Origin of the sequence: Kitasatospora sp. NPDC056181 (genome assembly GCF_042266225.1) — a bacterium.
Classification (GTDB): Bacteria; Actinomycetota; Actinomycetes; order Streptomycetales; family Streptomycetaceae; genus Kitasatospora.
Map to the genome: position 1 here is coordinate 1 of NZ_JBHJUK010000115.1, position 20088 is coordinate 20088.

Genomic DNA, 20088 nt, shown 5'->3' on the forward strand with positions numbered 1-20088 from the left:
TAACGGCCGGCCGGGCGCGGCCCTCGCCGCCCGCCACACCAGGGCCGGGCGGCAAGGCCGGACGCGTGCCCCGGGGTGACCTCCGGGCGTGGGTCCGAGGGGGCGCGGCCGGGCCGTCGCATAGTCGGAGGGTTGGTCCTACCTTCCGACTGTGAGACGAGATGACCATGCGTCCGATCCGCCCACCAGCCGTCGCGGCGGCCGTCACCCTGCTCCTCGCGTCCGCCGGCTGCGGTGCCCCGGGCGCACTGCCGCCGGTGGAGAGCGGGAGCCCCACGTCCACCGCGTCCCCGGCCCGGGGCACCGCGTCGCCGACCGGGCCGCGGGCGTTCACCCTCGTCGCCACCGGCGACGTCCTGCCGCACACCGAGATCATCCAGCAGGCCAAGGAGGACGCGGGCGGGGACGGGTACGACTTCGGCCGGATGCTCGCCGGCGTCAAACCGCTGATCAGCGGCGCGGACCTGGCCATCTGTCACATGGAGACGGTCTACGGCGCCGACGGCGGGCCGTTCACCGGTTACCCGGCGTTCAAGTCGCCGCCCCAGGTCGCCCGGGCCCTCAAGGAGGCCGGCTACACCTCCTGCGACACCGCTTCCAACCACACCCTCGACGACGGCCCGGCCGGCATCCGGCGCACGCTCGACGCCATGGACGCCGTCGGCCTGGCGCACACCGGCTCGGCCCGCGACGCGGACGAGGCCGGGCGGCCCGCGCTGCTCCGCGCCGGCGGCGCCACCGTGGCCCAGCTCGCCTACACGTACGGCACCAACGGCATCCCGCTGCCGGCGGGCCGGCCCTGGGCGGTGAACCTGATCGACCGGGACCGGATCCTCGCCGACGCGCGCGCCGCCCGGCAGGCCGGCGCGGACCTCGTGGTGGTCAGCATCCACTGGGGCACCGAATGGCAGGACACGCCGAACGAGCAGCAACTCACCCTGGCCCGCGAGCTGGCCGCGGGACAGGACGGGGCCCGGGCCGACATCGACCTGATCCTCGGCACCCACGCGCACGTCCCCCAGGCGTACGAGAAGGTCAACCAGACCTGGACGGTGTACGGCCTCGGCGACCAGCTCGCCGGGCACATGTTCACGTACGACGGCGCCGAGGACCCGCGGGGCAACTGGAGCTCGATCGCCCGGTTCACCTTCGCCCCGCCGCCCGCACCGGGGCAGCGGTGGACGGTCTCCCGGGCCGAGTTCGTGCCCCAGGTGACGGACCTCGGCCCGCCCTACCGTGTCCTCGACCTGCGCGAGGCCGCCCGCCGCGAGCCCGCCCGGGCCGACTACGCCCGGGCCCTGGAGCACATCAGCTCGGTGGTGCTCAGCCGGGGCGCCGCCGCGGCGGGACTGACCATGGCCCCCTGAGCCGGCCCCCGGCGCGGCGGTCACGAGGACGGCCACGCGGACGGCCGGCCGCGTGCCGGTCCTCCACGTCCGGCGGGGTGAACGGGCCTGCACGGCCGGCCCGTGCGCGGAGCGGGTCCGCCGGGGCCGCTTCGACGTCCGAGGGCGTACTCCGCCTTCCCGACCGCGACTTGGCACGTCCGCCTTACGGATTGCTGACACCGTCGCAGCGCGACGGTCCAGGGGGCGGCTCGACCGGTAGCGTCCCCGGTCATGAGGATTCTGGTCACCGGCGGCGCCGGGTTCATCGGTTCGGCCGTGGTGCGTGCCCTGGTCGTGGCGGGCCACGAGGTCCGGGTGCTGGACGCGCTGCTGCCCGCGGTCCACCCCTCGGGGTCGGCTCCCGACCTGCCGGCCGACGCCGAGTTCCGGCACGGCGACGTCCGGGACGCGCAGACGGTGGAGCGGGCCCTCGCCGGGGTGGACGCGGTCTGCCACCAGGCGGCGATGGTCGGCCTCGGTCTCGACCTCGACGACGCGCCCGAGTACGTCGGCTGCAACGACCTCGGCACGGCGGTGCTGCTCTCCGCGATGGCACGGGCAGGGGTGCGGAACCTGGTGCTGGCCGGATCGATGGTGATCTACGGCGAGGGCCGGTACGCGTGCCGGGAGCACGGGAGCGTGACGCCCGGTCCACGGCGCCCGGAGGATCTCGACGCCGGCCGGTTCGAACCGCCCTGCCCGGCGTGCGGCGAGCCGCTCCGGCCGGGCCTGGTGGCGGAGGACGCACCGGGCGACCCCCGCAACGTGTACGCCGCGACCAAGCTCGCCCAGGAGCACCTGGCCGCCGCCTGGGCCCGCGCGTGCGACGGGTCCGTCCTGGCACTGCGTTACCACAACGTCTACGGCCCGGGCATGCCGCGGGACACCCCGTACGCCGGGGTGGCCTCGCTGTTCCGTTCGGCGCTCGCCCGCGGCGAGGCCCCACGGGTGTTCGAGGACGGCGGCCAGCGCCGGGACTTCGTCCACGTCGACGACGTCGCGGCGGCGAACCTGGCCGCGTTGGAGGACGTCCGTGGCCGGCTGCCCGGCCACGCCCGGGCGTACAACGTCGGCAGCGGGGAGGTGCGCACGGTCGGCGAGATGGCCCGGGCGCTGGCCGACTCCTACGGCGGGCCGGCCCCGGTGGTGACCGGGCAGTACCGGCTCGGGGACGTCCGGCACGTCACCGCCGACTCCTCCCGGCTGCGGGCCGAGCTGGGCTGGCGGGCCCGGGTGCCGTTCCGTGCGGGGATGGCCGAGTTCGCCGCCGCGCCCCTGCGGGCCTGACTACCCGCGCGCCGCCGGGAGCGCGATCTCGAAGCAGCAGCCTCCGGTGACGTTGTGCACCCGGGCACGCCCGGCGTGCGCCTCGACGATGCCGCGGACGATGGCCAGGCCGAGCCCGGCGCCGCTGTCCCCGCCTTCGCCGGGATCCCGCCGCGGCGTGCGGGCGGTACTGCCGCGCCAGCCGGTCTCGAACACCCGGGAGAGGTCCTGTTCCGGGATGCCGCCGCAGCCGTCGGTGACCGAGAGGACCACCTCGTCCACCTCCCGGCGGGCGGAGACGGCGACGACGCCGTCCTCGGGCGTCGAGCGGATCGCGTTGACCAGGAGGTTGCCGAGCACCCGGGTGATCTCGCGGCTGTCGACCTCGACCGGCTCGGCGGCGACCTGACGGCCCTCCAGGCGGACACCCCGCTGGCGGGCCAGGGGGTGGGCACCGGCCAGCGCGTCGTCGACCAGGTCGTAGACGGAGACCCGGGACACCGAGAGGGACAGCGCGCCGGCCTGGATGCGGGAGAGTTCGAAGAGGTCGTCGACCATCCCGGTGAGCCGCTCGACCTCGGTGCGGATCCGCTTGAGGTAGTGCCCGGGCTCGTCGACGACGCCGTCCTCCAGCGCCTCCGCCATGGCGCGCAGCCCGGCGAGGGGGGTGCGCAGGTCGTGGGAGATCCAGGCGATCAGCTCGCGGCGCGAGGCGTCCAGTGCCTGCGCCCGGGCGCGGGACTCGGCGAGCCGGGCGCTGGTGGCGGCGAGCTCCTCGCTGAGCTGGGCCAGTTCGAGGCCGAGGGGGTGCTCCGGTGCGGTGAAGCCGGTGTCGCTCCCGACGGTACGGGCGGCTGCGGTCAGGGCGCGGCTGCCGGCCACGACCTGGCGTCCGAGGAGGGCGGCCGTGAGCAGCGAGACGACCGAGGCCATGCCGAGGACGGTGATCACCACGCCGAGGTCGTGTCGGGACAGGAACATCGCCTGGGCGACGGCGAACGTCCCGGAGGTGACGGCGAGGACGGTGACGACGGCGACGCAGAAGAGCGAGAGCGCCATCGAGCGGCGGCGCAGCAGTCGCACGGCCACCCATCCGAGCAGGCCGGCGCCGGTGGCGCCGAGCCCCGCGAACAGGGCGATCAGCAGCAGGTCCTTCACGCCGGGCCGTCCTTCTCGTCCGTCACCGGGTCGTAGCGGTAGCCGACGCCCCAGACCGTGGTGATCAGCGTCGGTGCGGCGGGGTCGTCCTCGATCTTCTCGCGCAGCCGGCGGACGTGGACGGTGACGGTGGAGAGGTCCCCGAAGTCCCAGCCCCAGACCCGCTGCATCAGCTCCTGGCGGGGGAAGACCGTCCGGGGGTACCGGAGGAGGAACGCGAGAAGGTCGAACTCCCTGAGTGTGAGCGTGAGTTCACGTCCTCCGCGGTGGGCCCGGCGGGCCTGCGGGTCGAGCACGATGTCCCCGGATGCCAGCGGTCCGGGGGGCGGCGTCGTGGGAGCGGCGGCGCGGGATCGGCGCAGGACGGACTGGACGCGCAGGACGAGCTCCCTCGGGCTGAAGGGCTTGGTGACGTAGTCGTCCGCGCCCAGTTCCAGGCCGAGGATGCGGTCGGCCTCGTCCCCCTTGGCGGTGAGCATGACCACGGGGAGGTCGGCGCCGTCCTCGGTGGCGCGCAGCCTGCGCAGGATCTCCAGGCCGTCGATCCCGGGGAGCATGAGGTCCAGGACCAGGAGGTCGGGGCGGTGGGCGCGGGCCAGGTCGAGGCCCTGGTTGCCGTCGCAGGCCCGGTCGACGTGGTGGCCGGCCCGGGTGAGGTAGCCGGCGACGACCTCGCCCACGGTGAGGTCGTCGTCGATCACCAGGATGCGGGCGGGGTCCGGTGGTGCGGCGGAAGCGGGGCTGTCGTTCACCTCGCCGAGGATACGAGCCGCGGCCGTGGCCGGGTGCCGCGCCGGGTTCGACGTTCGCGTTCCGTAAGATCGCGGCTCCGGCGGACCGCGGGCCCGCCGCCGGTGGGCCGACGTAGGACTTTCGTAAGGGCGCGGTTCGGCCGCCACGTGCCCGCCCGCGCTTAGCGTGGCCGACGTGATCGATTCGATTCCCCCTCTTCCGCCGTGCGCCGACGTGATCCTGCCGTGCCTCGACGAGGCCGAGGCCCTGAGCTGGGTGCTGGGGCGTGTGCCCGTGGGCTGGCGCGCGATCGTCGTCGACAACGGTTCCCGTGACGGCTCGGCCGGGCTGGCGCGCTCGCTGGGCGCGACGGTCGTCGAGGAGCCGCGGCGCGGCTTCGGCGCCGCGTGCCACGCCGGACTGCTCGCCGCGACCGCCGAGCTGGTCTGCTTCATGGACTGCGACGGCTCGCTGGATCCCGCCCAGCTGCCGAGGGTCGCCGGGCCCGTCCTCGCCGGCTCGGCGGACCTGGTGCTCGGCCGGCGCCGCCCCGCGACCGCCGGGGCGTGGCCGTTGCACGCCCGCCTGGCCAATGCGGCCCTGGCCCGCCGGCTGCGGGCGAGGACGGGGGCGGCGCTGCACGACCTCGGGCCGATGCGGGCCGCCCGCCGTGACCGGCTGCTGGCACTGGGCCTGGGCGACCGTCGCTCCGGCTACCCCCTGGAGATGGTGCTCTCCGCGTCGGCGGCCGGGATGCGGATCGCCGAGACGCCCGTCGACTACCTGCCGCGCACGGGTCGTTCCAAGGTCACCGGTACCGTGCGCGGCACCCGGCAGGCCGTCCGTGACATGCGGGCCGTGTTGGCCGCGCCGGCCCCGACCCTGATGGTGATCGCCAAGTCGCCGGTCCCGGGGCGCGTGAAGACCCGTCTCACCCCGCCCTGCACGCCCGAGCAGGCGGCGGCGCTGGCCGAGGCGGCCCTCACCGACACCCTCACCGCCCTCTCCCGGATGCCGGCCGGACGGCGGCTGCTCGTCCTGGACGGCGCCGTCGGCGCCTGGCTGCCCCCCGGCTGGCAGGTCGTGCCGCAGTCGGGCGGCGGGCTGGACGAGCGGCTCGCGGCGGCCTTCGCGGCGGCCGCCGTTCTCGCGCCGGACGCACCCGCCCTGCTGGTCGGCATGGACACCCCGCAGGTGGACGCCGCACTCCTCGCCGAGTCCTTGTCGCCCGCCCGGCGCACCGGCGTCGACGCCTGGTACGGCCCGGCCGGCGACGGCGGGTTCTGGGCGCTCGGGCTGGCCAGGCCCACCGAGCGGCTGGCCGGGCGGCTGCTCCTGGGGCTGCCGATGTCCGCACCGGACACCGGGCAGGCCCTGCTCGACCGGCTGGTGGCGGAGAACCTGATGATCGGCCGGCTCCCGGTGGTCACCGACGTGGACACCATCCGGGATGCGCGTCACGTCGCCGCCGAGGCTCCGGCGGGCAGGTTCGCGGCGTGCCTCCGATCGATCGAGACCGACCGGGAGGTGACGGGGTGACCGTCGCTGCCGAGCCGTGGGTGGACGACCCGTTCGCCGAGGCCGTCCGCGCCGGCCGGGGCCCGCTGTGGCTGCGGGGCGAGGGCGGCCACCGGATCCCGCTCGATGTCGAACGCTGGTGCGCGCCCGCCGCCGGGGCGGATCACGGGCTGCTGCTGCGCTGCACCGTGCTGGCCGCGCCGGTGGTGGACCTCGGGTGCGGCCCCGGCCGTCTCGTCGCGGCCCTGCTGGGTCTGGGCGTGCCGGCGATGGGTGTCGACGTCACCGGAGCGGCGGTGGACCGGACCAGGAGCCTCGGCGGGCCCGCCCTGCGCCGGTCGGTGTTCGACCGGCTCCCCGCGGAGGGCCGTTGGGGTGGCGCGCTGCTCGCCGACGGCAACCTCGGCATCGGCGGCGACCCGGGGCTGTTGCTCGGCCGGAGCGCCGAAATCCTCGCTCCGGGTGGCGTGTTGCTGGTCGAGGTGGAGCCGGGGGAGATCGACGAACGGATCACCGTCCGGGTCGAGGGCCCCGACGGGCGGGTCGGGCCGCCGTTCGCCTGGGCCCGCAGTGGTGCGGCGGCCACCGCCCGTCGTGCCGGTCGGGCCGGGCTCGTCGAGACCGAGCGCTGGTCCTCACACGGCCGGCGTTTCCTCGCCTTCCGGAAGGTCGTCCGTCCCCGCTGACGAGGCGTGCCGCCGGGGCTGCTCCTCCGCCCCCGCAGGATGGCCGTCGGGCCACTGCGGGTGCTCCCGCGCGGCCCAGCCGCGGTCGACCAGCCCGGTCCGCATCCCGCGCCGGGCCTCGGGGTCCCGCAGGGCCAGGCGAACGTGCCCGGCGGTCACCACGGCGATGGCCGCGGCGAGCCAGTCGTGGACGAAGGTCGCGCCGGTCCGCCAGGCCGGCGGCGCCAGGTGGGTGAGCCACATCAGCAGGCCCGTGCCGAGGATCACCAGCATCGCCCCGAGCGTCCACTGGGCGTAGAGCTTCTGCCCGGCGTTGAACTTCCCCGCCGGCCGGTGCGCCGCGCGTGCCCACGTCGCCCGCAGCCACTGCCGGTCCACGGGATGGAACCGGCTGAGCCTCGACACGTCCGCGCGGACCGCGCGGAAGGCCAGTCCGGTCAGCAGCGGTGCCGGCAGCGCCAGGCCGCACCACACGTGCACGGTGACGACGAGCCTTCGGCGCCCGACCAGTTCGGCCAGCGGCGGCAGGTAGAGGCAGGCGGCAGTGGCCAGGCAGGTCAGCATCAGGGCGGCGGTGGCGCGGTGCACCCAGCGCTCGGCCCGGGTGAAGCGGAGGACGAGGTCAGACGGTCGGTGCATCGTCACGTCCGTTCGAGCGGCCGACCCAGGCGTCGACGTCGTAGCCGTTCTGCTCCCAGTAACCCGGCTCCACCGTGCCGGTGACGGTGATCCCGGACAGCCACTTGGCCGACTTGTAGAAGTACATCGGCGCCACGTACAGGCGTACCGGCCCGCCGTGGGAGTGGGAGATCGGGGCGTCCTGGAGCTTGAGCGCGACCACCACGTCGTCACGCCGGGCCTGCTCCAGGGTGAGGCTCTCGGTGTACTCGCCGTCGAAGCAGCTGAACCGCACCGCTGCGGCGCCCGCCGTGACGCCGGCGGCGTCGAGCAGGTGGGCCAGCGGCACGCCCTCGAACGGGGTGTTCGGCACCCGCCAGCCGGTCACGCACTGCACGTCCCGCACGATCCGGCGCTGGGGCATCGCCTGGAGGTCGGCCAGGCGGTAGCTGCCGGGGCGTTCCACCAGTCCGTCCACCGTCAGGGTGTACGTGTCCGGGCCCCGGGTCGGGACCGAGGAGACCACGGAGTAGTACCGGAAGCCGCCTCCTCCCGGCAGCAGGCCGGTGAGACCCGTCGGGTCCTTGCCGGCCACCGCGTCCTGGGCCCTCTGAAGGTACGGGCCGGCCGCGACCCCCGCCGCGCCGAGCCCGAGCAGCCCCAGCACCACGCGTCGGCCGACCGGCGTTCCCCGGCCCTCGTCGATCTGTTCGCTCACGCCGCCGATTCGACCAGCCGAGCGGCGAAAGGGCCAGGGCCGGCGCCGGTACGTCAGACTTCCGTCACTTCTCGCCGCCCGCCACCACGGCCGGCCGGCCCGCGGAGCGCTGCCGCAGCAGCGGGACCAGGAGGACGACGCACAGCGCCGTCCCGTAGGCGAGTTGCTGCGCCGCCTGGCCTCCCGTCAGGTAGAGCGCCTGCCCGGCGGCCGGGACGGCCAGCCACTCCCAGCGGCCGTCGAGGGCGACCAGCGCGACCACCAGGAGCCCGTACCAGGGGTAGGAGGGCGCGACGAGCAGCAGCGCCGTGCCCGTCACCAGGAGCGCGCCGGCCCACGGCCGGTGCCGGTCGCCCCGGCGCAGCACCCGGACCGCCACCACCGCGAGGACCAGAGCCGCCGCCCATGGCACGAGGCGGTCCGGAAGCACCAGTCGCAGCAGTCCGAACCGGTCGATGTGCCCCTGCTCGTAGCCCTCCTCCCGCAGGTAGCCCGGCAGGTAGCCCAGCACGGAGGTGCCGGAGGCCACCACGTACGGCAGGTAGGACAGTGCGAAGGCGCCGAGCGCGGCTCCGACGAGCAGGACGTCGTCGCGGGTCGGGCGCCGGGCCAGCAGGCCCGACAGCGCGCCGGGAAGGGCGAGGGCCGGCAGCAGCTTGGCCGCGACCGCGCCGCCCAGGAGGAGTCCCCCGCGGACGGCTCGCCCCCGCGCCGCGCAGCCGAGCCCGGCGACCGTCAGCAGCGCGCCGAGCGTGTCCACGTGCGCGTCGTTGACGGCCCACACCGTCACGCCGGGGAACCAGCCCCACAGCGCGGCCCGCCACGCCTCCCGCCCGAGCCCCAGCAGGAGCCCGGTGGTCGCCACCGCCAGCACCGCCCCGCCGGCCTGCACCCCACGGACCCCGCCGCCGGACGGGTGCACCAGGACGAACCACGCCTGCGCCACCGGCGGGTAGATGGTGTGCACGGCCGGCCGGTTGATCCGGGTGCAGTCCCCGGCCGTGGTGCGCCGCTCGTCCCAGCCCGTGCATCCGTCGCCCACCGGGAAGAGCACCGGGTCGCGCAGCCGTGCCAGCGCCGGATCGTCCGGGGTGTGCGCGTAGGGCGAGATCCCGGCCGCCTGGACCCGGCCGTCCCAGACGTAGCGGTAGGCGTCGTCGCTGGTGCGCGGTGGTGCCAGGAGCCCGACGGCGGCCACGGCGATGCTGCCGGCCAGGACCAGCGGCACGGCCTGTCGGCGGGGAACCCTGCGCAGCAGCGGTACCGCGACGGCGAAGAGGGCGACGTCGAGGAGGTACCAGCCGTGGAGCGGGAGGGCTCCGCTGCGGGAGACGGTCAGCGCCAGGGCGGTGACCAGGGTGGCCAGAGCGAGGAGGCAGGGCGGGACGGTACGGGAGGTCACGTCGCCCACCCTTCCACCGGCGGGGGCGGGCGGACCGCTCGGCGAGCCCGGCGTTCGCGTTCCGTAAGCACGTCGGAGCACCGGCGGGACGTGCCGGGGCGCTTCGATGGACGCGTGGACACCGAACCCGCCGACTCCGGCACTCCTTCCGCCCGCCGCCGCCACGACCCGCCGCTGCCCGCTCCCCCGGCGTTCCTGCGCCGCGGGCCGTTGCGCGAGGGGGCGTTCACCTCACCGCTGCACGAGGCCCGGACCGTGGTCGTCGTCGGCCGCTGGCTGGGTGCTGCCCTCCTGGTCTGCTTCCTGACCGGTCTGGCCAGCCATCTGCTCCAGGACCCGCCCGGATGGCTCGCGCCGCACCTGCCCGCACGGCCGGTGAACGGCTACCGGATCACCCAGGGCCTGCACGTGATCAGCGGCCTGGCCGCGATCCCGCTGGCCGGAGCGAAACTGTGGGCGGTCTACCCACGGCTGTTCGAGTGGCCGCCGGCGCGCAGCGTGCTGCACGCCCTGGAGCGGCTCGGCATCGCACTCCTCGTGGCGGCCGTCCTGCTGGAGCTGTTCACCGGTCTGCTGAACACCCTGCAGTGGTACCCGTGGCCGTTCCCGTTCCGGCAGACCCACTTCTGGCTGGGCTGGCTGGCGACCGGAGGACTGCTGGTCCACCTCTGCGTCAAGGCGCCCCAGATCGCCTCCGCCTGGTGGCGCCGGACCGCTCCGGCCCTGGCCCAGCGCCGGGCGTTCCTCACGGCGACCGCCGCCGCCACCGGCGCCGTCACCCTCGTCACCGCCGGACAGACCGTGCCGTGGCTGCGTTCCCTGGACCTGCTGGCCCCGCGCCGCCCCGATCTCGGCCCCCAGGGGCTGCCGGTGAACCGCACCGCCGCCCAGGCCGGGACGGTCACCGTGCCCGCCGACTGGCGGCTCCGGGTGGACGGCCCTCGGCCGTACGAACTCACCCTCGCCGACCTGGGCGAACTGCCCCAGCACGAGGTGGAGTTGCCCATCTCCTGCGTGGAGGGCTGGAGCGCCTCGGCCCGCTGGACCGGGGTCCGGGTGGCCGACCTGGTGCGGCGGGCGGGAGCCCCGCCCGGCTCGGCGGTGCGGGTCACCTCGCTGGAGGCCGAGGGACCGTACCGGGTGACGGAGATGCCGGCGCCGTACGTCGACGATCCGCTCAGCCTGCTCGCCCTGCGGGTCAACGGCGAGGTCCTGGCCGCGGACCACGGATTCCCCGCGCGCGTCATCGCGCCGAACCGCCCCGGTGTCCTGCAGACCAAGTGGGTCGCGCGCATCGAGGTGATCGCATGACCACCGTCGTCCGCGGCCTGCTGCTCACGGCCGGGCTCGCCCTGATCGGCTACGGCCTCTACGGGCTGCTCGGCGACCCGTACATCACCGACCCACTGGGCATCCTGGTCTGGGCGTTCGGCGGGCTGGTGATCCACGACGGGCTGTGGGTGCCGCTGGTGTGCCTGCTGGGCGCGTTCCTGGTGCGCGGGCCCGTGCTGCGCGGCTGGCTGGTCGTCGCGGCGGCCGTCACCGCCGTCGGCCTGCCCGCCGTGCTGCGCGCCGACGACGACCACGGCAACCCGTCGGTGCTGCCGCTGCCCTACCTGCGCAACTGGCTGCTGGTACTGGCCGCCACCGCCGGCGTCGCGCTGCTGGTCGCGTTCGTCGGGCGGTGGCGGCACCGGGATCGGCAGCGGGACCGGGACCGGCAGCGGGGCCGGGAGCGGGCCGTCAGGCGCCGGCGACCCCGGGAAGACCGGTCGTGAGACCGTCCAGGGCGTGCGGGCAGGCGCACTCGCGCTCGAGCGGCAGCCGCTCCAGTGCCTTGAACAGCACGGTGCGCAGCCGGTCGACGTTGCGGGCGAACTCCTTGAGGACCTCGCCGTGGGTGACGCCCCCGCCGCTCTCCACCCCGGCGTCGAGGTCGGTCACCAGGGCCACCGAGGTGTAGCAGAGCCCGAGTTCGCGGGCGAGGACGGCCTCCGGGTGGCCGGTCATGCCGACCACCGACCAGCCGTTGGCGGTGAACCAACGGGACTCGGCGCGGGTGGAGAACCGCGGGCCCTCGATCACCACGAGCGTGCCGCCGTCGACCGTCTCCCAGGCCGCCTCCCGGGCGGCCTCCATCGCCGCGTGCCGCCCCGCCGGGCAGTACGGGTCGGCCATCGACACGTGCACGACCTCCGGCACCGTACCGTCCGGCAGCGGCAGCCCGTCGTAGAAGGTCTGCACCCGCCCCGAGGTCCGGTCCACGAACTGGTCGGGGACGAGCAGGGTGCCCGGCCCGTGCTCCGGGCGCAGCCCGCCGACCGCGCACGGCGCCACCACCTGCCGCACGCCCAGGGTGTGCAGCGCCCACAGGTTGGCGCGGTAGTTGATCCGGTGCGGGGGCACCCGGTGGCCGCGGCCGTGCCGGGGCAGGAAGGCGACGGTGCGCCCGGCCACGTCGCCGAGGAACAGCGAGTCGCTCGGTTCGCCGTACGGGGTGTCCACCCGTACCTCCGTCACGTCGTCCAGCAGCTCGTAGAGTCCGGAGCCGCCGATCACGGCCACCTCGGCGCTCGGCAGGACGTCCTGGTCGGCCGTCATCGCGGTCCGCCCTTCTTCTCGGGAACAACCTCCCGGCAACTGTAGGAACGGCCCGTGCCGGAACCGGGGCGCCGGGCCTTACGAATCACGAACGTCCCTCGCACCGCACCGCACCGCACGCGCGGCGCCGGTGCCGAGGACCGCCGGCACCCGGCCGACGGCCCCGGGGGACGTTTTCCTGGAACCGGCGCCGGAATATCCACCGTTTCGGTCCCGGGCCTGCTAGAGTCGTTTTAGTTGCAGTAGTGGTTCCCATGAACTTTGTGTGCGCCTGCTGATGTATTCGCAGGCGCATTTTTGTTTCCCGGCTCTTCCCCGGGCGGGCGCTCATCGCGGCGACTGGAAGCCCGCACTGTGCGTGCTTCGGACAGCCTTTGAAGGAGATTGTTTTTTATGGCTAACGGCACCGTGAAGTGGTTCAACGCGGAAAAGGGCTTCGGCTTCATCGAGCAGGAGGGTGGCGGCCCGGACGTGTTCGCCCACTACTCGAACATCAACGCCCAGGGCTTCCGTGAGCTGCTCGAGGGCCAGAAGGTCGAGTTCGACGTCACGCAGGGCCAGAAGGGCCCGCAGGCCGAGAACATCCGCCCCCTGTAGTTCTCCTGCCACGGCATACGCCCAGCAGTGAGGGGCCCGCACCGCGTACATGATGCCCGGTGCGGGCCCCTCGGCGTTGCACCACGACGCGTCCCCGGCCGTTGAGGCCCCTGGCTCCGCCACCGGCGGCCATCCCCCACGCGAGACGCACAGCGCCGCGTCCGGATCTGCGCCCTGCCGTGACAGTTCACGGTTCGAGTTCTTCGCTCCCGCTCCTTTCGGTGAGCGCCGACCGTAGGTGACGACGTGCCGCACGGTTCTACCGTCCACGCTCCGCCCGTCACACTCCGGCCCGTTCCCTTGCGGTCTCCGCCGGCGCACCGCGCCACGGAGCCTTCCTCGTGACGTGCCGCCCCGAGGAAGGTTTTTCCATGGAACGCTCCAGTCGCTCGTCCTACCAGAACGCCGACTCCCGCTCCGCCGCGGGCTCCCGCTCCGGCGGCAGCTCCCGGTCCGGCGGTTCCCGATCCGGCGGTTCCCGGTCCGGCGGCTCCTCCTTCTACGGATCCCGGCCGGCCGGGGGCCGGCGCTCCTCCCCCGGGGGTGGCCGCCAGGGTTCCTCCTCGCAGGGGGAGTTCGCGATGCCGGTGAGCAGCACCCCGGCGCTGCCGGCCGTCGAGTCCTTCGACGAGCTGGACATGCCGAAGGCGCTGCTGTCGGTGCTGACCCGGCACGGCGTCACCTCGCCGTTCCCGATCCAGGCCGCGACGCTCCCGAACTCGCTGGCCGGCCGCGACGTCCTCGGACGAGGCCGCACCGGTTCCGGCAAGACGATCGCGTTCGGCCTCGCCGTGCTGGCCCGCACCGCCGGGCGCAGGGCCGAACCCCGCCGACCGCTGGCCCTGGTCCTGGTCCCCACCCGCGAGCTCGCACAGCAGGTCACCGAAGCCCTCACCCCCTACGCCCACGCGGTGCGCCTGCGGATGGCGACCGTGGTCGGCGGGGTGTCGATCGGCCGTCAGGCTCAGGCGCTCAACCGCGGGGCGGAGGTCGTGGTGGCCACCCCCGGCAGGCTCAAGGACCTGATCCAGCGCGGCGACTGCCGGCTGGACGAGGTCGGCGTCACCGTCCTCGACGAGGCCGACCAGATGGCCGACATGGGCTTCCTGCCGCAGGTCACCGAGCTCCTCGAACAGGTCGCCGAAGGCGGCCAGACGATGCTGTTCTCCGCCACCCTGGACCGCAACGTCGACCGCCTCGTGCGGCGCTTCCTGGAGGACCCGGTCACGCACTCGGTGGACCCGTCCGCGGCGACGGTCACCACCATGGAGCACCACGTGCTGCAGGTGCAGAACTTCGACAAGAACGCCACGATCGCCCACATCGCCTCCCGTGACGGCGGAGTGATCATGTTCATCGACACCAAGGACGGCGCGGACCGCCTGGTCGACGACCTGCTCGCGAGCGGGGTGAAGGCCGCGGCCCTGCACGGGGGCAAGTCCCAGCCGCAGCGCACCCGCACCCTGGAACAGTTCCGCACCGGCCACGTGACCGCACTGGTCGCGACCAACGTCGCCGCCCGGGGCATCCACGTCGACGGGCTCGACCTGGTCGTCAACCTGGACCCGCCGGGCGACCACAAGGACTACCTGCACCGGGGCGGGCGCACGGCGCGGGCCGGCGGGTCCGGCACCGTCGTCACGCTCGTCCTGCCCAACCAGCGCCGCGCGATGGCCCGCATGATGACCACGGCCGGCATCACCCCCGTCACCACCAGGGTCCTGGCCGGCGACGAGGAGCTCGCCCGCATCACCGGCGCCCGCGTGCCCACCGGCGTGCCCGTCGTCATCCCCGACCCCGTCGTCGAACGACCGCGCCGCGGCGCTTCCACGAACCGCGGCCGCCGCGGCCGCCCCGCCCGGATCAGCGGCGAGTCCCGGGCGGCCCACGGCCGCGACGACCAGGGCTCCGCCGGCCGCCGCCGGGCGCCCGGGCGCGCCGCCCTCGCCGCGTAGCACCCCGGCGGGCCCGGGCCACCGCGCGGGCCGGGCCCGCGCAGTTCGCCCGGGGCCCTGACCGGTCCCGGGGTGCCGCGGTCGGCGTCGGGTCACCACTGGGCGACGAGTGGCGTGTCCCGTTCGTGTTGCTGCCAGGTTTCGGTGAGGCGGACGAGGCGGGTGGGGACGCCGATGCCGCGCATGGTCGCGATCCTGCCGCCGGTGATGTCGAACGTCACCGCGCCGATGACCCGGTCGCCGATCACGAAGAGGATCGCGGGGGCGCCGTTGACGCACGCGTAGTGGATCGCGGGCGTCCCGCCGACGAGTCGCCGCTTCGCGGGTGTGGGTCTGAAACCGGCACGTGCCATGGCGGCGACGCGCTGTGGTGTGTCGTACCTCAGCAGCGTCTTGGCCGGGCCGGCGCCGTTGGAGTCGGAGATCGCGGTCGCGTCGTCGGTGAGCAGCGCCACCAGGCGTTCGGTCCGGCCCGAGGATGCGGCTGCGAGGAATTCCTCGACGATCCTGCGGGCGGATGCCGGGTCGGCCTCGCCGCCGCCGCGGCGCGCGGCGGTGATGCGGCGGCGGGCCCGGTGGAGGTGCTGCTGGCTCGCGGATTCGGTGATGTCGAGGATCCCGGCGATCTCGGCGTGGCTGTGGGAGAACGCTTCGCGCAGGACGTAGACGGCCCGCTCGACGGGTGACAGGCGCTCCATGAGGGTCAGCACGGCCAGGGAGACCGATTCGCGCTGCTCGAAGGTGTCCGCCGGGCCGAGCATCGGGTCGCCGTCGAGCAGTGGCTCGGGCAGCCAGGCGCCGACGGTGCGTTCGCGGCGGGCCCGGGCCGAGCGGAGCCGGTCGAGGCACAGGTTGGTGACGACCTTGGTCAGCCATGCTTCCGGCACCGTGATCCGTTGCCGGTCGGCGGCCTGCCAGTGCAGGAAGGCGTCCTGCACGGCGTCCTCGGCGTCGGCGGCGGAGCCCAGCAGCCGGTACGCCAGTGAGGCCAGCCGATTCCGGCCGGCCTCGAACCGACTGGTGTCGAAGCGATCGATAGCGGCGCTGTCCACGCGGACCACCCTAGACGGCGACCGTCTTGTGCCCGGTCGCGACCGGCGCGGCGGCCAGGCGGTGCCTGCGCTTCGGCAGTCCGAAGGTCGGGTGCGAGGTGGCCCAGAGCGAAGTCCAGAGGATGCCCGCCTTGATCCGCGCGGCCTTCCGTCCGCCCACGTACTTCGGCTTGGCCCGCCCTTCGTCGTCGACCGTCTGCAGGATCCCGTCCTGCCGCCCGAGGCTGATGTGGTTGCCCAGGTACTCCAGCCTGGTGTTCGGGACCGTGCGGCCGGTCAGGCGCCCCACGATCGCGGCCGTGGCCTGCATGCCGGTGTAGCCGGCCGAGGCGCAGGACATCGGCAGCGGCCGGCCGTTGTCGCCGATGGCGTAGGCGCTGTCACCGACGGCATAGACGTCCGGGTGCGAGACCGACCGCATGGTGCGATCGACGACGATCCGACCCTTCTCGGTGACCTCCAGCCCGCCGGCGGCGGCGATGGGGTCGACCGCGAACCCGGCCGTCCACGCGGTCGCGTCGGCCGCCAGGGCGGTACCGTCCGCGCACAGCACCCGGGTCGCTTCGACGGCTTCGACGCCGGTGTGTTCCAGGACGGTGATGCCCAGCCGGTCACAGGCCCGGCGCAGGTGGCCGCGGGCTCCGGCGGAGAGCCGGGCGCCCAGCTCGCCGCGGGCGATGAGCGCCACCGACAGGCCGGGCCGGGACTCGGCGATCTCGGTGGCGGCCTCGATACCGGTCAGCCCGTCGCCGACGACCACCACACGCCCGCCGTCGCCCAGGCCGTCCAGGCGCTCGCGCAGTCGCAGCGCCGAGGGCCGGCCGGCGACGTCGAAGGCGTGCTCGGCCGCGCCGGGGACACCGTCGACGTCGCCGTGGCTGCCGAGCGCATGGACGAGCGTGTCGTAGCCGAGCTCGGCGCGGCCGTCGGCGTCGGCCACGGCGACGATCCGGCGGTCAGGGTCGACGGCGGTGACACGGGCCAGGCGCAGCCGGATCCCCGTGCCCGCGAAGACGTCGGCGAGCGGTGGAGCCTCGATCTCCTGGCCGGCCGCGAGCTGGTGTAGCCGCAGCCGCTGGACGAAGTCGGGCTCGGCGTTGACCACGGTGATCTCGGCGTCCGCCGGGGACAGTCGGCGGGCCAAGGCCCCGGCCACGTAGGCCCCGGCGTAGCCGGCACCGAGGATGACGATGCGGTGCTTCATGTGATGCTCCTGTCGGTTGGCTGGCTCTCGGTGACTTGAGCGGAGCAGCTCCCCGATTTCTGACAGGAACCGTCTGTGACCTGGGTCACAGGGTCGGGACGGGTCAGTCGAGAACGACGGCCATCTTTCCCAGGGCCTGACCGGCCTCCATCACCCGGTGGGCCTCGACGATCTCGTCGAAGCGGAAGATGCGGGTGGGGCGGGCCCGCAGGCTGCCGGCCTCGACCTGGGCGTAGATCTCGTCCAGCGGAACGTCCGAGAGGGGGAAGGCGGCGGTTCCCAGGACGAAGGCGCTGCCGAAGAAGCTGAGTTGGACGCCGCTCGGCAGATCGGCGATCGGGTCGAAGTCCGCCACCGGTGAGAATCCACCGAGGAAGCCGATCTGGCACACCCGCCCGCGCGGCCCGACCGTGCCCAGGGAGTCGCGAAGCACCGCGTTGCCGACGATGTCGAGCAGCGCGTCGACGGAGAGGCCCTTGCGTTCGACCTCCGCAGCCAGCCGCCCGTCGTCGATGAGCACGTCGGAGGCTCCGAGGTCCTTGAGCAGCGGCGTGCGTGCCGGGTTGCGGGTGGTGGCGAGCACCGTTGCGCCGTGGTGGACGGCGAGGTTGACCGCGGCCTGCCCGAGGGAGGAGGTCGCGCCCCGGACCAGCAGTGTCTCCCCGGCCTTGAGGGCGAGGTTGCCGTGCAGGGCGCTGTACGCCGTGGCGTACACCTCGGGCACGGCGGCCAGGTCGGCCCACGGCAGAGGCGAGTCCACGGCCACCACGTTGGTCGCGGGGACGGTCACGAGTTCCGCGTAGCTGCCGTTGCGGGTCCGTCCCATGCCGCCGAGGATCGCCACCACCTTCGTCCCGACGGGGAGTTCACCCGAGGGGTCGGCCTCGACGAGACCGGCGCACTCGATCCCGGGGACGGCGGCCACCTGACCCCAGGCGCCGCTTCGCATGTACGCCTCGGCGTGGTTGAGGCCGAACGCCTTGACCCTGATGAGGACCTCGCCGGTGGCGGCCACCGGGTCGGGCAGTTCCGTGACCGTGAGGACCTCGGGGCCGCCGTGGGCGGATATGACAATGGCCTTCATGTCCGAACCTCGTTCTTGAGTAGTCATTCAACTATTGGGCCGACGAAAGGGCCACCGCGCACGGTGGCCCGAAGTGTTGCGCCGTCAGGACAGCGCGGCGAAGGCGTTGTCGACGATGGCCCGCAGAACCGCCTCGTCGGGATTCGCCTTGCCGACGACCATGAGCCCCTGACAGGTCGCGACCAGCAGCTTGGCAGTGCCGCCCGGGTCCAGCGAGTCCCGCACCTCACCCCGGCGGGCGGCGTTCTCCAGGGCGTGGGTCATGCACCGCTCCAGGCGCGCCAGGTGGCCGCGCACGACGGCCGCCGCCGCGTCGTCCTCGGCGGCGCTCTCGATCGCCGTGTTGACCAGGAGACATCCCTGGCGCCCTTCGGGGCTGAGCAGGTCTTGCACGAGTCCGTCGAAGTAGCCGCGGACCTCCGCCACCGACGCGCCCGGCGCCTCCAACCGACCGAGCTTCTGGGGCACGACCAGCTTCGAGTAGCGCTCCAGCGACTTCACGAAGAGCGCGTGCTTGCCGCCGGGAAACGCGCTGTAGATGCTGCCGGGCTTGACGCCCGTGGCCTTCACCAGGTCCTCGATCGACGTGGCCCGGTACCCGCGCTCCCAGAACCGGAGCATCGCCTGGTTCAGTACGGCGTCGGGGTCGAACTCGCGCGGTCTGGGCATGGGAGAAACATACATGAGCGACCATTCAAGAACAACGGGTCGCCGGCCGCCGCCTGCCGGCCGCCCGTCCCGGAAGACCGGCCGGGCCGGGCTGCGAGCAGCGCCGCCCCCGCCGGAACAGGCCTGTCCGCCTGCCTGCCCACCTGCCCGCCATCGTGCGCCGGACGTCCCTGGTGACCCGCGGGAGCAGCCCGCTCGCGCCCGTCCGGGCGGACGGCGATGATGGGTGGATGCGACGGGATCTCGTCTTGGTGGGCGCCCCGACCAGTGCGGGCAGCTACGCGCCCGGCCAGGAGGCCGCACCGAGCGTGTTGCGCGAGCTGGGCCTGATCGATCGCCTGAGGGCCGCGGGCCGCCGGGTACGGGATGCGGGGGACGGGCCGCTGCACGTGTGGGCCCCTGACCCGCAGCACCCGCGGGCCCAGAACCTCCCGGCAGTGGTCCAAGCCGTCCGGGCGGTCGCCGACCACGTCGCCGGCGCGCTGGAGGAGGACGCGGACGTCCTGGTCATCGGCGGCAACTGCACCGTCGCACTGGGCGTGATGGCAGCCCTCACGGCACGCGATCCGGACGCCGGCCTGCTCTACATCGACCGGCACTTCGACCTCAACACTCCCGCGAGCACCCACGAGGGCGCCCTCGACTGGATGGGGCTCGCCCACGGACTGGACCTGCCCGGAGCCGCGGAGCCGCTGGCAGCCGCCTTCGCCCACCGCCCGCTGCTCACCCCGGACCGGATCCACCTCCTCGGCGTCGACCCCGAGGCCGCCACCTCCTGGGAACGTGAGCAGGCAAGAGGCCTGGGCCTGCGATGGGGCTCGCACCTCGATCTCGCCACCACGCCGGGAACCGAGGTGACCCGGGCCCTCGGTAGGCTCCCGTCCGGCCCCCTCGCCGTGCACCTCGACGTCGACGTCCTGGACTTCACCGACGCGCCGCTCGCCGAAAGCACCGACGGCCGCAACAGCGGCCCCACGCTCGACGCCCTGTCCGAGGCGCTGGACACCGCCTGCCGGGACCCGCGCTTCCGAGCACTCTCGATCTGCGAGCTCAACCCTTCCCGCGCCGCCGGACACCCCGCCGTCCTCCACCGGTTCATCGCAAGCCTTCAACACGCCCTGCGCGCAACCCCGTGACCTGCGGCCGGGACATCGGGCACCGCCTCCGACCCCTCTCCGCCCCGCCGGAAACCGGCTGACCACTGAGGCCGATGCCCTCGGCATCGGAGCCTTCGACATCAGCGCCCGGGGCAAACCGCAGCCCACCGGTGGCACCGGCGGGCGTCGGTCCGGGCAACGTGGCACGTCAGATGGCGCCAGATGGTCTCGCTCGGCGAGGTTGGGTGCCCTTGAGGTCGCCTCGGCGGTGACATCGGCGTGACTCGGGTCAGCCCCCCCGACCCGAGCACCGGTTCGCTGCGGCCGGCCCTCGCGCCGGCCC

19 protein-coding genes and 1 pseudogene are annotated in these 20088 nt (G+C 74.3%); 10 read left to right on the plus strand and 10 right to left on the minus strand.

What is annotated here, in order from left to right:
• The first annotated feature begins 161 nt into the window (after nt 1-161).
• Both ACFC1F_RS32210 and ACFC1F_RS32215 read left to right on the plus strand, forming a co-directional pair.
• Nucleotides 162-1367 (plus strand): CapA family protein, encoded by a 1206-nt coding sequence (locus ACFC1F_RS32210; protein WP_376163655.1) that lies wholly within the window; start codon nt 162-164, stop codon nt 1365-1367.
• Nucleotides 1368-1619: 252 nt separating this feature from the next.
• Nucleotides 1620-2675, plus strand: a complete 1056-nt coding sequence (locus ACFC1F_RS32215; RefSeq protein ID WP_376163657.1) for an NAD-dependent epimerase/dehydratase family protein — start codon at nt 1620-1622, stop codon at nt 2673-2675.
• Here ACFC1F_RS32215 and ACFC1F_RS32220 read toward each other — a convergent pair whose 3' ends face one another.
• Together ACFC1F_RS32220 and ACFC1F_RS32225 are read right to left on the minus strand one after the other, a co-directional pair.
• On the minus strand, nt 2676-3812 hold the full coding sequence (locus ACFC1F_RS32220) for a sensor histidine kinase KdpD (RefSeq protein WP_209414232.1): 1137 nt from the start codon (nt 3810-3812) through the stop codon (nt 2676-2678). It lies immediately after the preceding gene.
• Nucleotides 3809-4564, minus strand: a complete 756-nt coding sequence (locus ACFC1F_RS32225; RefSeq protein ID WP_376163659.1) for a response regulator transcription factor — start codon at nt 4562-4564, stop codon at nt 3809-3811. The genes ACFC1F_RS32220 and ACFC1F_RS32225 overlap by 4 nt, the downstream gene beginning before the upstream one ends.
• A 166-nt stretch (nt 4565-4730) precedes the next feature.
• On the opposite strand from ACFC1F_RS32225, the pseudogene ACFC1F_RS32230 reads away from it, so the two are divergent.
• The 3 genes and pseudogenes from ACFC1F_RS32230 to ACFC1F_RS32240 all read left to right on the plus strand — a co-directional run.
• A pseudogene (locus tag ACFC1F_RS32230) lies at nt 4731-5453 on the plus strand (glycosyltransferase family 2 protein); the annotation flags it as partial.
• 102 nt (nt 5454-5555) lie between these two features.
• On the plus strand, nt 5556-6083 hold the full coding sequence (locus ACFC1F_RS32235; protein ID WP_376163696.1) for a DUF2064 domain-containing protein: 528 nt from the start codon (nt 5556-5558) through the stop codon (nt 6081-6083).
• Nucleotides 6080-6748, plus strand: coding sequence for an SAM-dependent methyltransferase (locus tag ACFC1F_RS32240; RefSeq protein WP_376163661.1), 669 nt, complete (start codon nt 6080-6082; stop codon nt 6746-6748). The genes ACFC1F_RS32235 and ACFC1F_RS32240 overlap by 4 nt, the downstream gene beginning before the upstream one ends.
• Here ACFC1F_RS32240 and ACFC1F_RS32245 read toward each other — a convergent pair.
• The 3 genes from ACFC1F_RS32245 to ACFC1F_RS32255 all read right to left on the minus strand — a co-directional run bounded on the left by ACFC1F_RS32245 (nt 6698) and on the right by ACFC1F_RS32255 (nt 9486).
• Nucleotides 6698-7387 (minus strand): cytochrome b/b6 domain-containing protein, encoded by a 690-nt coding sequence (locus tag ACFC1F_RS32245; RefSeq protein WP_376163663.1) that lies wholly within the window; start codon nt 7385-7387, stop codon nt 6698-6700. The two genes, ACFC1F_RS32240 and ACFC1F_RS32245, sit on opposite strands and share 51 nt — an antisense overlap.
• A complete protein-coding gene (locus ACFC1F_RS32250; protein WP_376163665.1) occupies nt 7371-8084 on the minus strand; it encodes a molybdopterin-dependent oxidoreductase in 714 nt (237 codons plus the stop codon). Before ACFC1F_RS32250 ends, ACFC1F_RS32245 begins: the two co-directional genes overlap by 17 nt.
• A 64-nt stretch (nt 8085-8148) precedes the next feature.
• Nucleotides 8149-9486 (minus strand): glycosyltransferase 87 family protein, encoded by a 1338-nt coding sequence (locus ACFC1F_RS32255; RefSeq protein WP_376163667.1) that lies wholly within the window; start codon nt 9484-9486, stop codon nt 8149-8151.
• A gap of 195 nt (nt 9487-9681) precedes the next feature.
• Here ACFC1F_RS32255 and ACFC1F_RS32260 point away from each other — a divergent pair, with 195 nt between their 5' ends.
• Both ACFC1F_RS32260 and ACFC1F_RS32265 read left to right on the plus strand, forming a co-directional pair.
• Nucleotides 9682-10797, plus strand: coding sequence for a molybdopterin-dependent oxidoreductase (locus ACFC1F_RS32260; protein WP_376163698.1), 1116 nt, complete (start codon nt 9682-9684; stop codon nt 10795-10797).
• A complete protein-coding gene (locus ACFC1F_RS32265; protein WP_376163669.1) occupies nt 10794-11264 on the plus strand; it encodes a hypothetical protein in 471 nt (156 codons plus the stop codon). Before ACFC1F_RS32260 ends, ACFC1F_RS32265 begins: the two co-directional genes overlap by 4 nt.
• Here ACFC1F_RS32265 and ACFC1F_RS32270 read toward each other — a convergent pair.
• Nucleotides 11230-12087, minus strand: a complete 858-nt coding sequence (locus ACFC1F_RS32270; RefSeq protein WP_376163671.1) for an S-methyl-5'-thioadenosine phosphorylase — start codon at nt 12085-12087, stop codon at nt 11230-11232. The genes ACFC1F_RS32265 and ACFC1F_RS32270 overlap by 35 nt on opposite strands.
• A gap of 393 nt (nt 12088-12480) precedes the next feature.
• Between ACFC1F_RS32270 and ACFC1F_RS32275 the strand changes: the two genes are divergently transcribed.
• Both ACFC1F_RS32275 and ACFC1F_RS32280 read left to right on the plus strand, forming a co-directional pair.
• Nucleotides 12481-12684: a cold-shock protein gene (locus ACFC1F_RS32275; protein ID WP_042388274.1), complete on the plus strand. Its 204-nt coding sequence runs from the start codon at nt 12481-12483 to the stop codon at nt 12682-12684.
• A gap of 371 nt (nt 12685-13055) precedes the next feature.
• Complete coding sequence (locus ACFC1F_RS32280) at nt 13056-14639, plus strand: DEAD/DEAH box helicase (protein WP_376163673.1); 1584 nt, start codon at nt 13056-13058, stop codon at nt 14637-14639.
• Between the two features lie 92 nt (nt 14640-14731).
• On the opposite strand, the gene ACFC1F_RS32285 is transcribed toward ACFC1F_RS32280, so the two are convergent.
• From ACFC1F_RS32285 to ACFC1F_RS32300, 4 genes are all read right to left on the minus strand, one after another.
• Complete coding sequence (locus ACFC1F_RS32285; RefSeq protein WP_376163675.1) at nt 14732-15691, minus strand: sigma-70 family RNA polymerase sigma factor; 960 nt, start codon at nt 15689-15691, stop codon at nt 14732-14734.
• Between the two features lie 10 nt (nt 15692-15701).
• Nucleotides 15702-16895, minus strand: a complete 1194-nt coding sequence (locus ACFC1F_RS32290) for an NAD(P)/FAD-dependent oxidoreductase (RefSeq protein WP_376163677.1) — start codon at nt 16893-16895, stop codon at nt 15702-15704.
• 103 nt (nt 16896-16998) lie between these two features.
• A complete protein-coding gene (locus ACFC1F_RS32295; protein WP_376163679.1) occupies nt 16999-17979 on the minus strand; it encodes a zinc-binding dehydrogenase in 981 nt (326 codons plus the stop codon).
• A gap of 84 nt (nt 17980-18063) precedes the next feature.
• On the minus strand, nt 18064-18648 hold the full coding sequence (locus tag ACFC1F_RS32300) for a TetR/AcrR family transcriptional regulator (protein WP_376163681.1): 585 nt from the start codon (nt 18646-18648) through the stop codon (nt 18064-18066).
• Between the two features lie 230 nt (nt 18649-18878).
• Between ACFC1F_RS32300 and ACFC1F_RS32305 the strand changes: the two genes are divergently transcribed.
• The gene (locus tag ACFC1F_RS32305) at nt 18879-19784 is read left to right on the plus strand and encodes an arginase family protein (protein WP_376163683.1); all 906 of its coding nucleotides are present in this window, start codon (nt 18879-18881) and stop codon (nt 19782-19784) included.
• Nucleotides 19785-20088: the final 304 nt, after the last annotated feature.

Excerpts from the sequence above, each read along its gene's own strand:
- ACFC1F_RS32210 (WP_376163655.1), top strand. The coding sequence starts at position 162 with ATGACCATGCGTCCGATCCGCCCACCAGCCGTCGCGGCGGCCGTCACC.
- ACFC1F_RS32215 (WP_376163657.1), top strand. The coding sequence starts at position 1,620 with ATGAGGATTCTGGTCACCGGCGGCGCCGGGTTCATCGGTTCGGCCGTG.
- ACFC1F_RS32265 (WP_376163669.1), top strand. The coding sequence starts at position 10,794 with ATGACCACCGTCGTCCGCGGCCTGCTGCTCACGGCCGGGCTCGCCCTG.
- ACFC1F_RS32270 (WP_376163671.1), bottom strand. The coding sequence starts at position 12,087 with ATGACGGCCGACCAGGACGTCCTGCCGAGCGCCGAGGTGGCCGTGATC.
- ACFC1F_RS32300 (WP_376163681.1), bottom strand. The coding sequence starts at position 18,648 with ATGCCCAGACCGCGCGAGTTCGACCCCGACGCCGTACTGAACCAGGCG.
- ACFC1F_RS32305 (WP_376163683.1), top strand. The coding sequence starts at position 18,879 with ATGCGACGGGATCTCGTCTTGGTGGGCGCCCCGACCAGTGCGGGCAGC.
- ACFC1F_RS32275 (WP_042388274.1), top strand. The coding sequence starts at position 12,481 with ATGGCTAACGGCACCGTGAAGTGGTTCAACGCGGAAAAGGGCTTCGGC.
- ACFC1F_RS32280 (WP_376163673.1), top strand. The coding sequence starts at position 13,056 with ATGGAACGCTCCAGTCGCTCGTCCTACCAGAACGCCGACTCCCGCTCC.
- ACFC1F_RS32295 (WP_376163679.1), bottom strand. The coding sequence starts at position 17,979 with ATGAAGGCCATTGTCATATCCGCCCACGGCGGCCCCGAGGTCCTCACG.
- ACFC1F_RS32235 (WP_376163696.1), top strand. The coding sequence starts at position 5,556 with ATGCCGGCCGGACGGCGGCTGCTCGTCCTGGACGGCGCCGTCGGCGCC.
- ACFC1F_RS32245 (WP_376163663.1), bottom strand. The coding sequence starts at position 7,387 with ATGCACCGACCGTCTGACCTCGTCCTCCGCTTCACCCGGGCCGAGCGC.
- ACFC1F_RS32290 (WP_376163677.1), bottom strand. The coding sequence starts at position 16,895 with ATGAAGCACCGCATCGTCATCCTCGGTGCCGGCTACGCCGGGGCCTAC.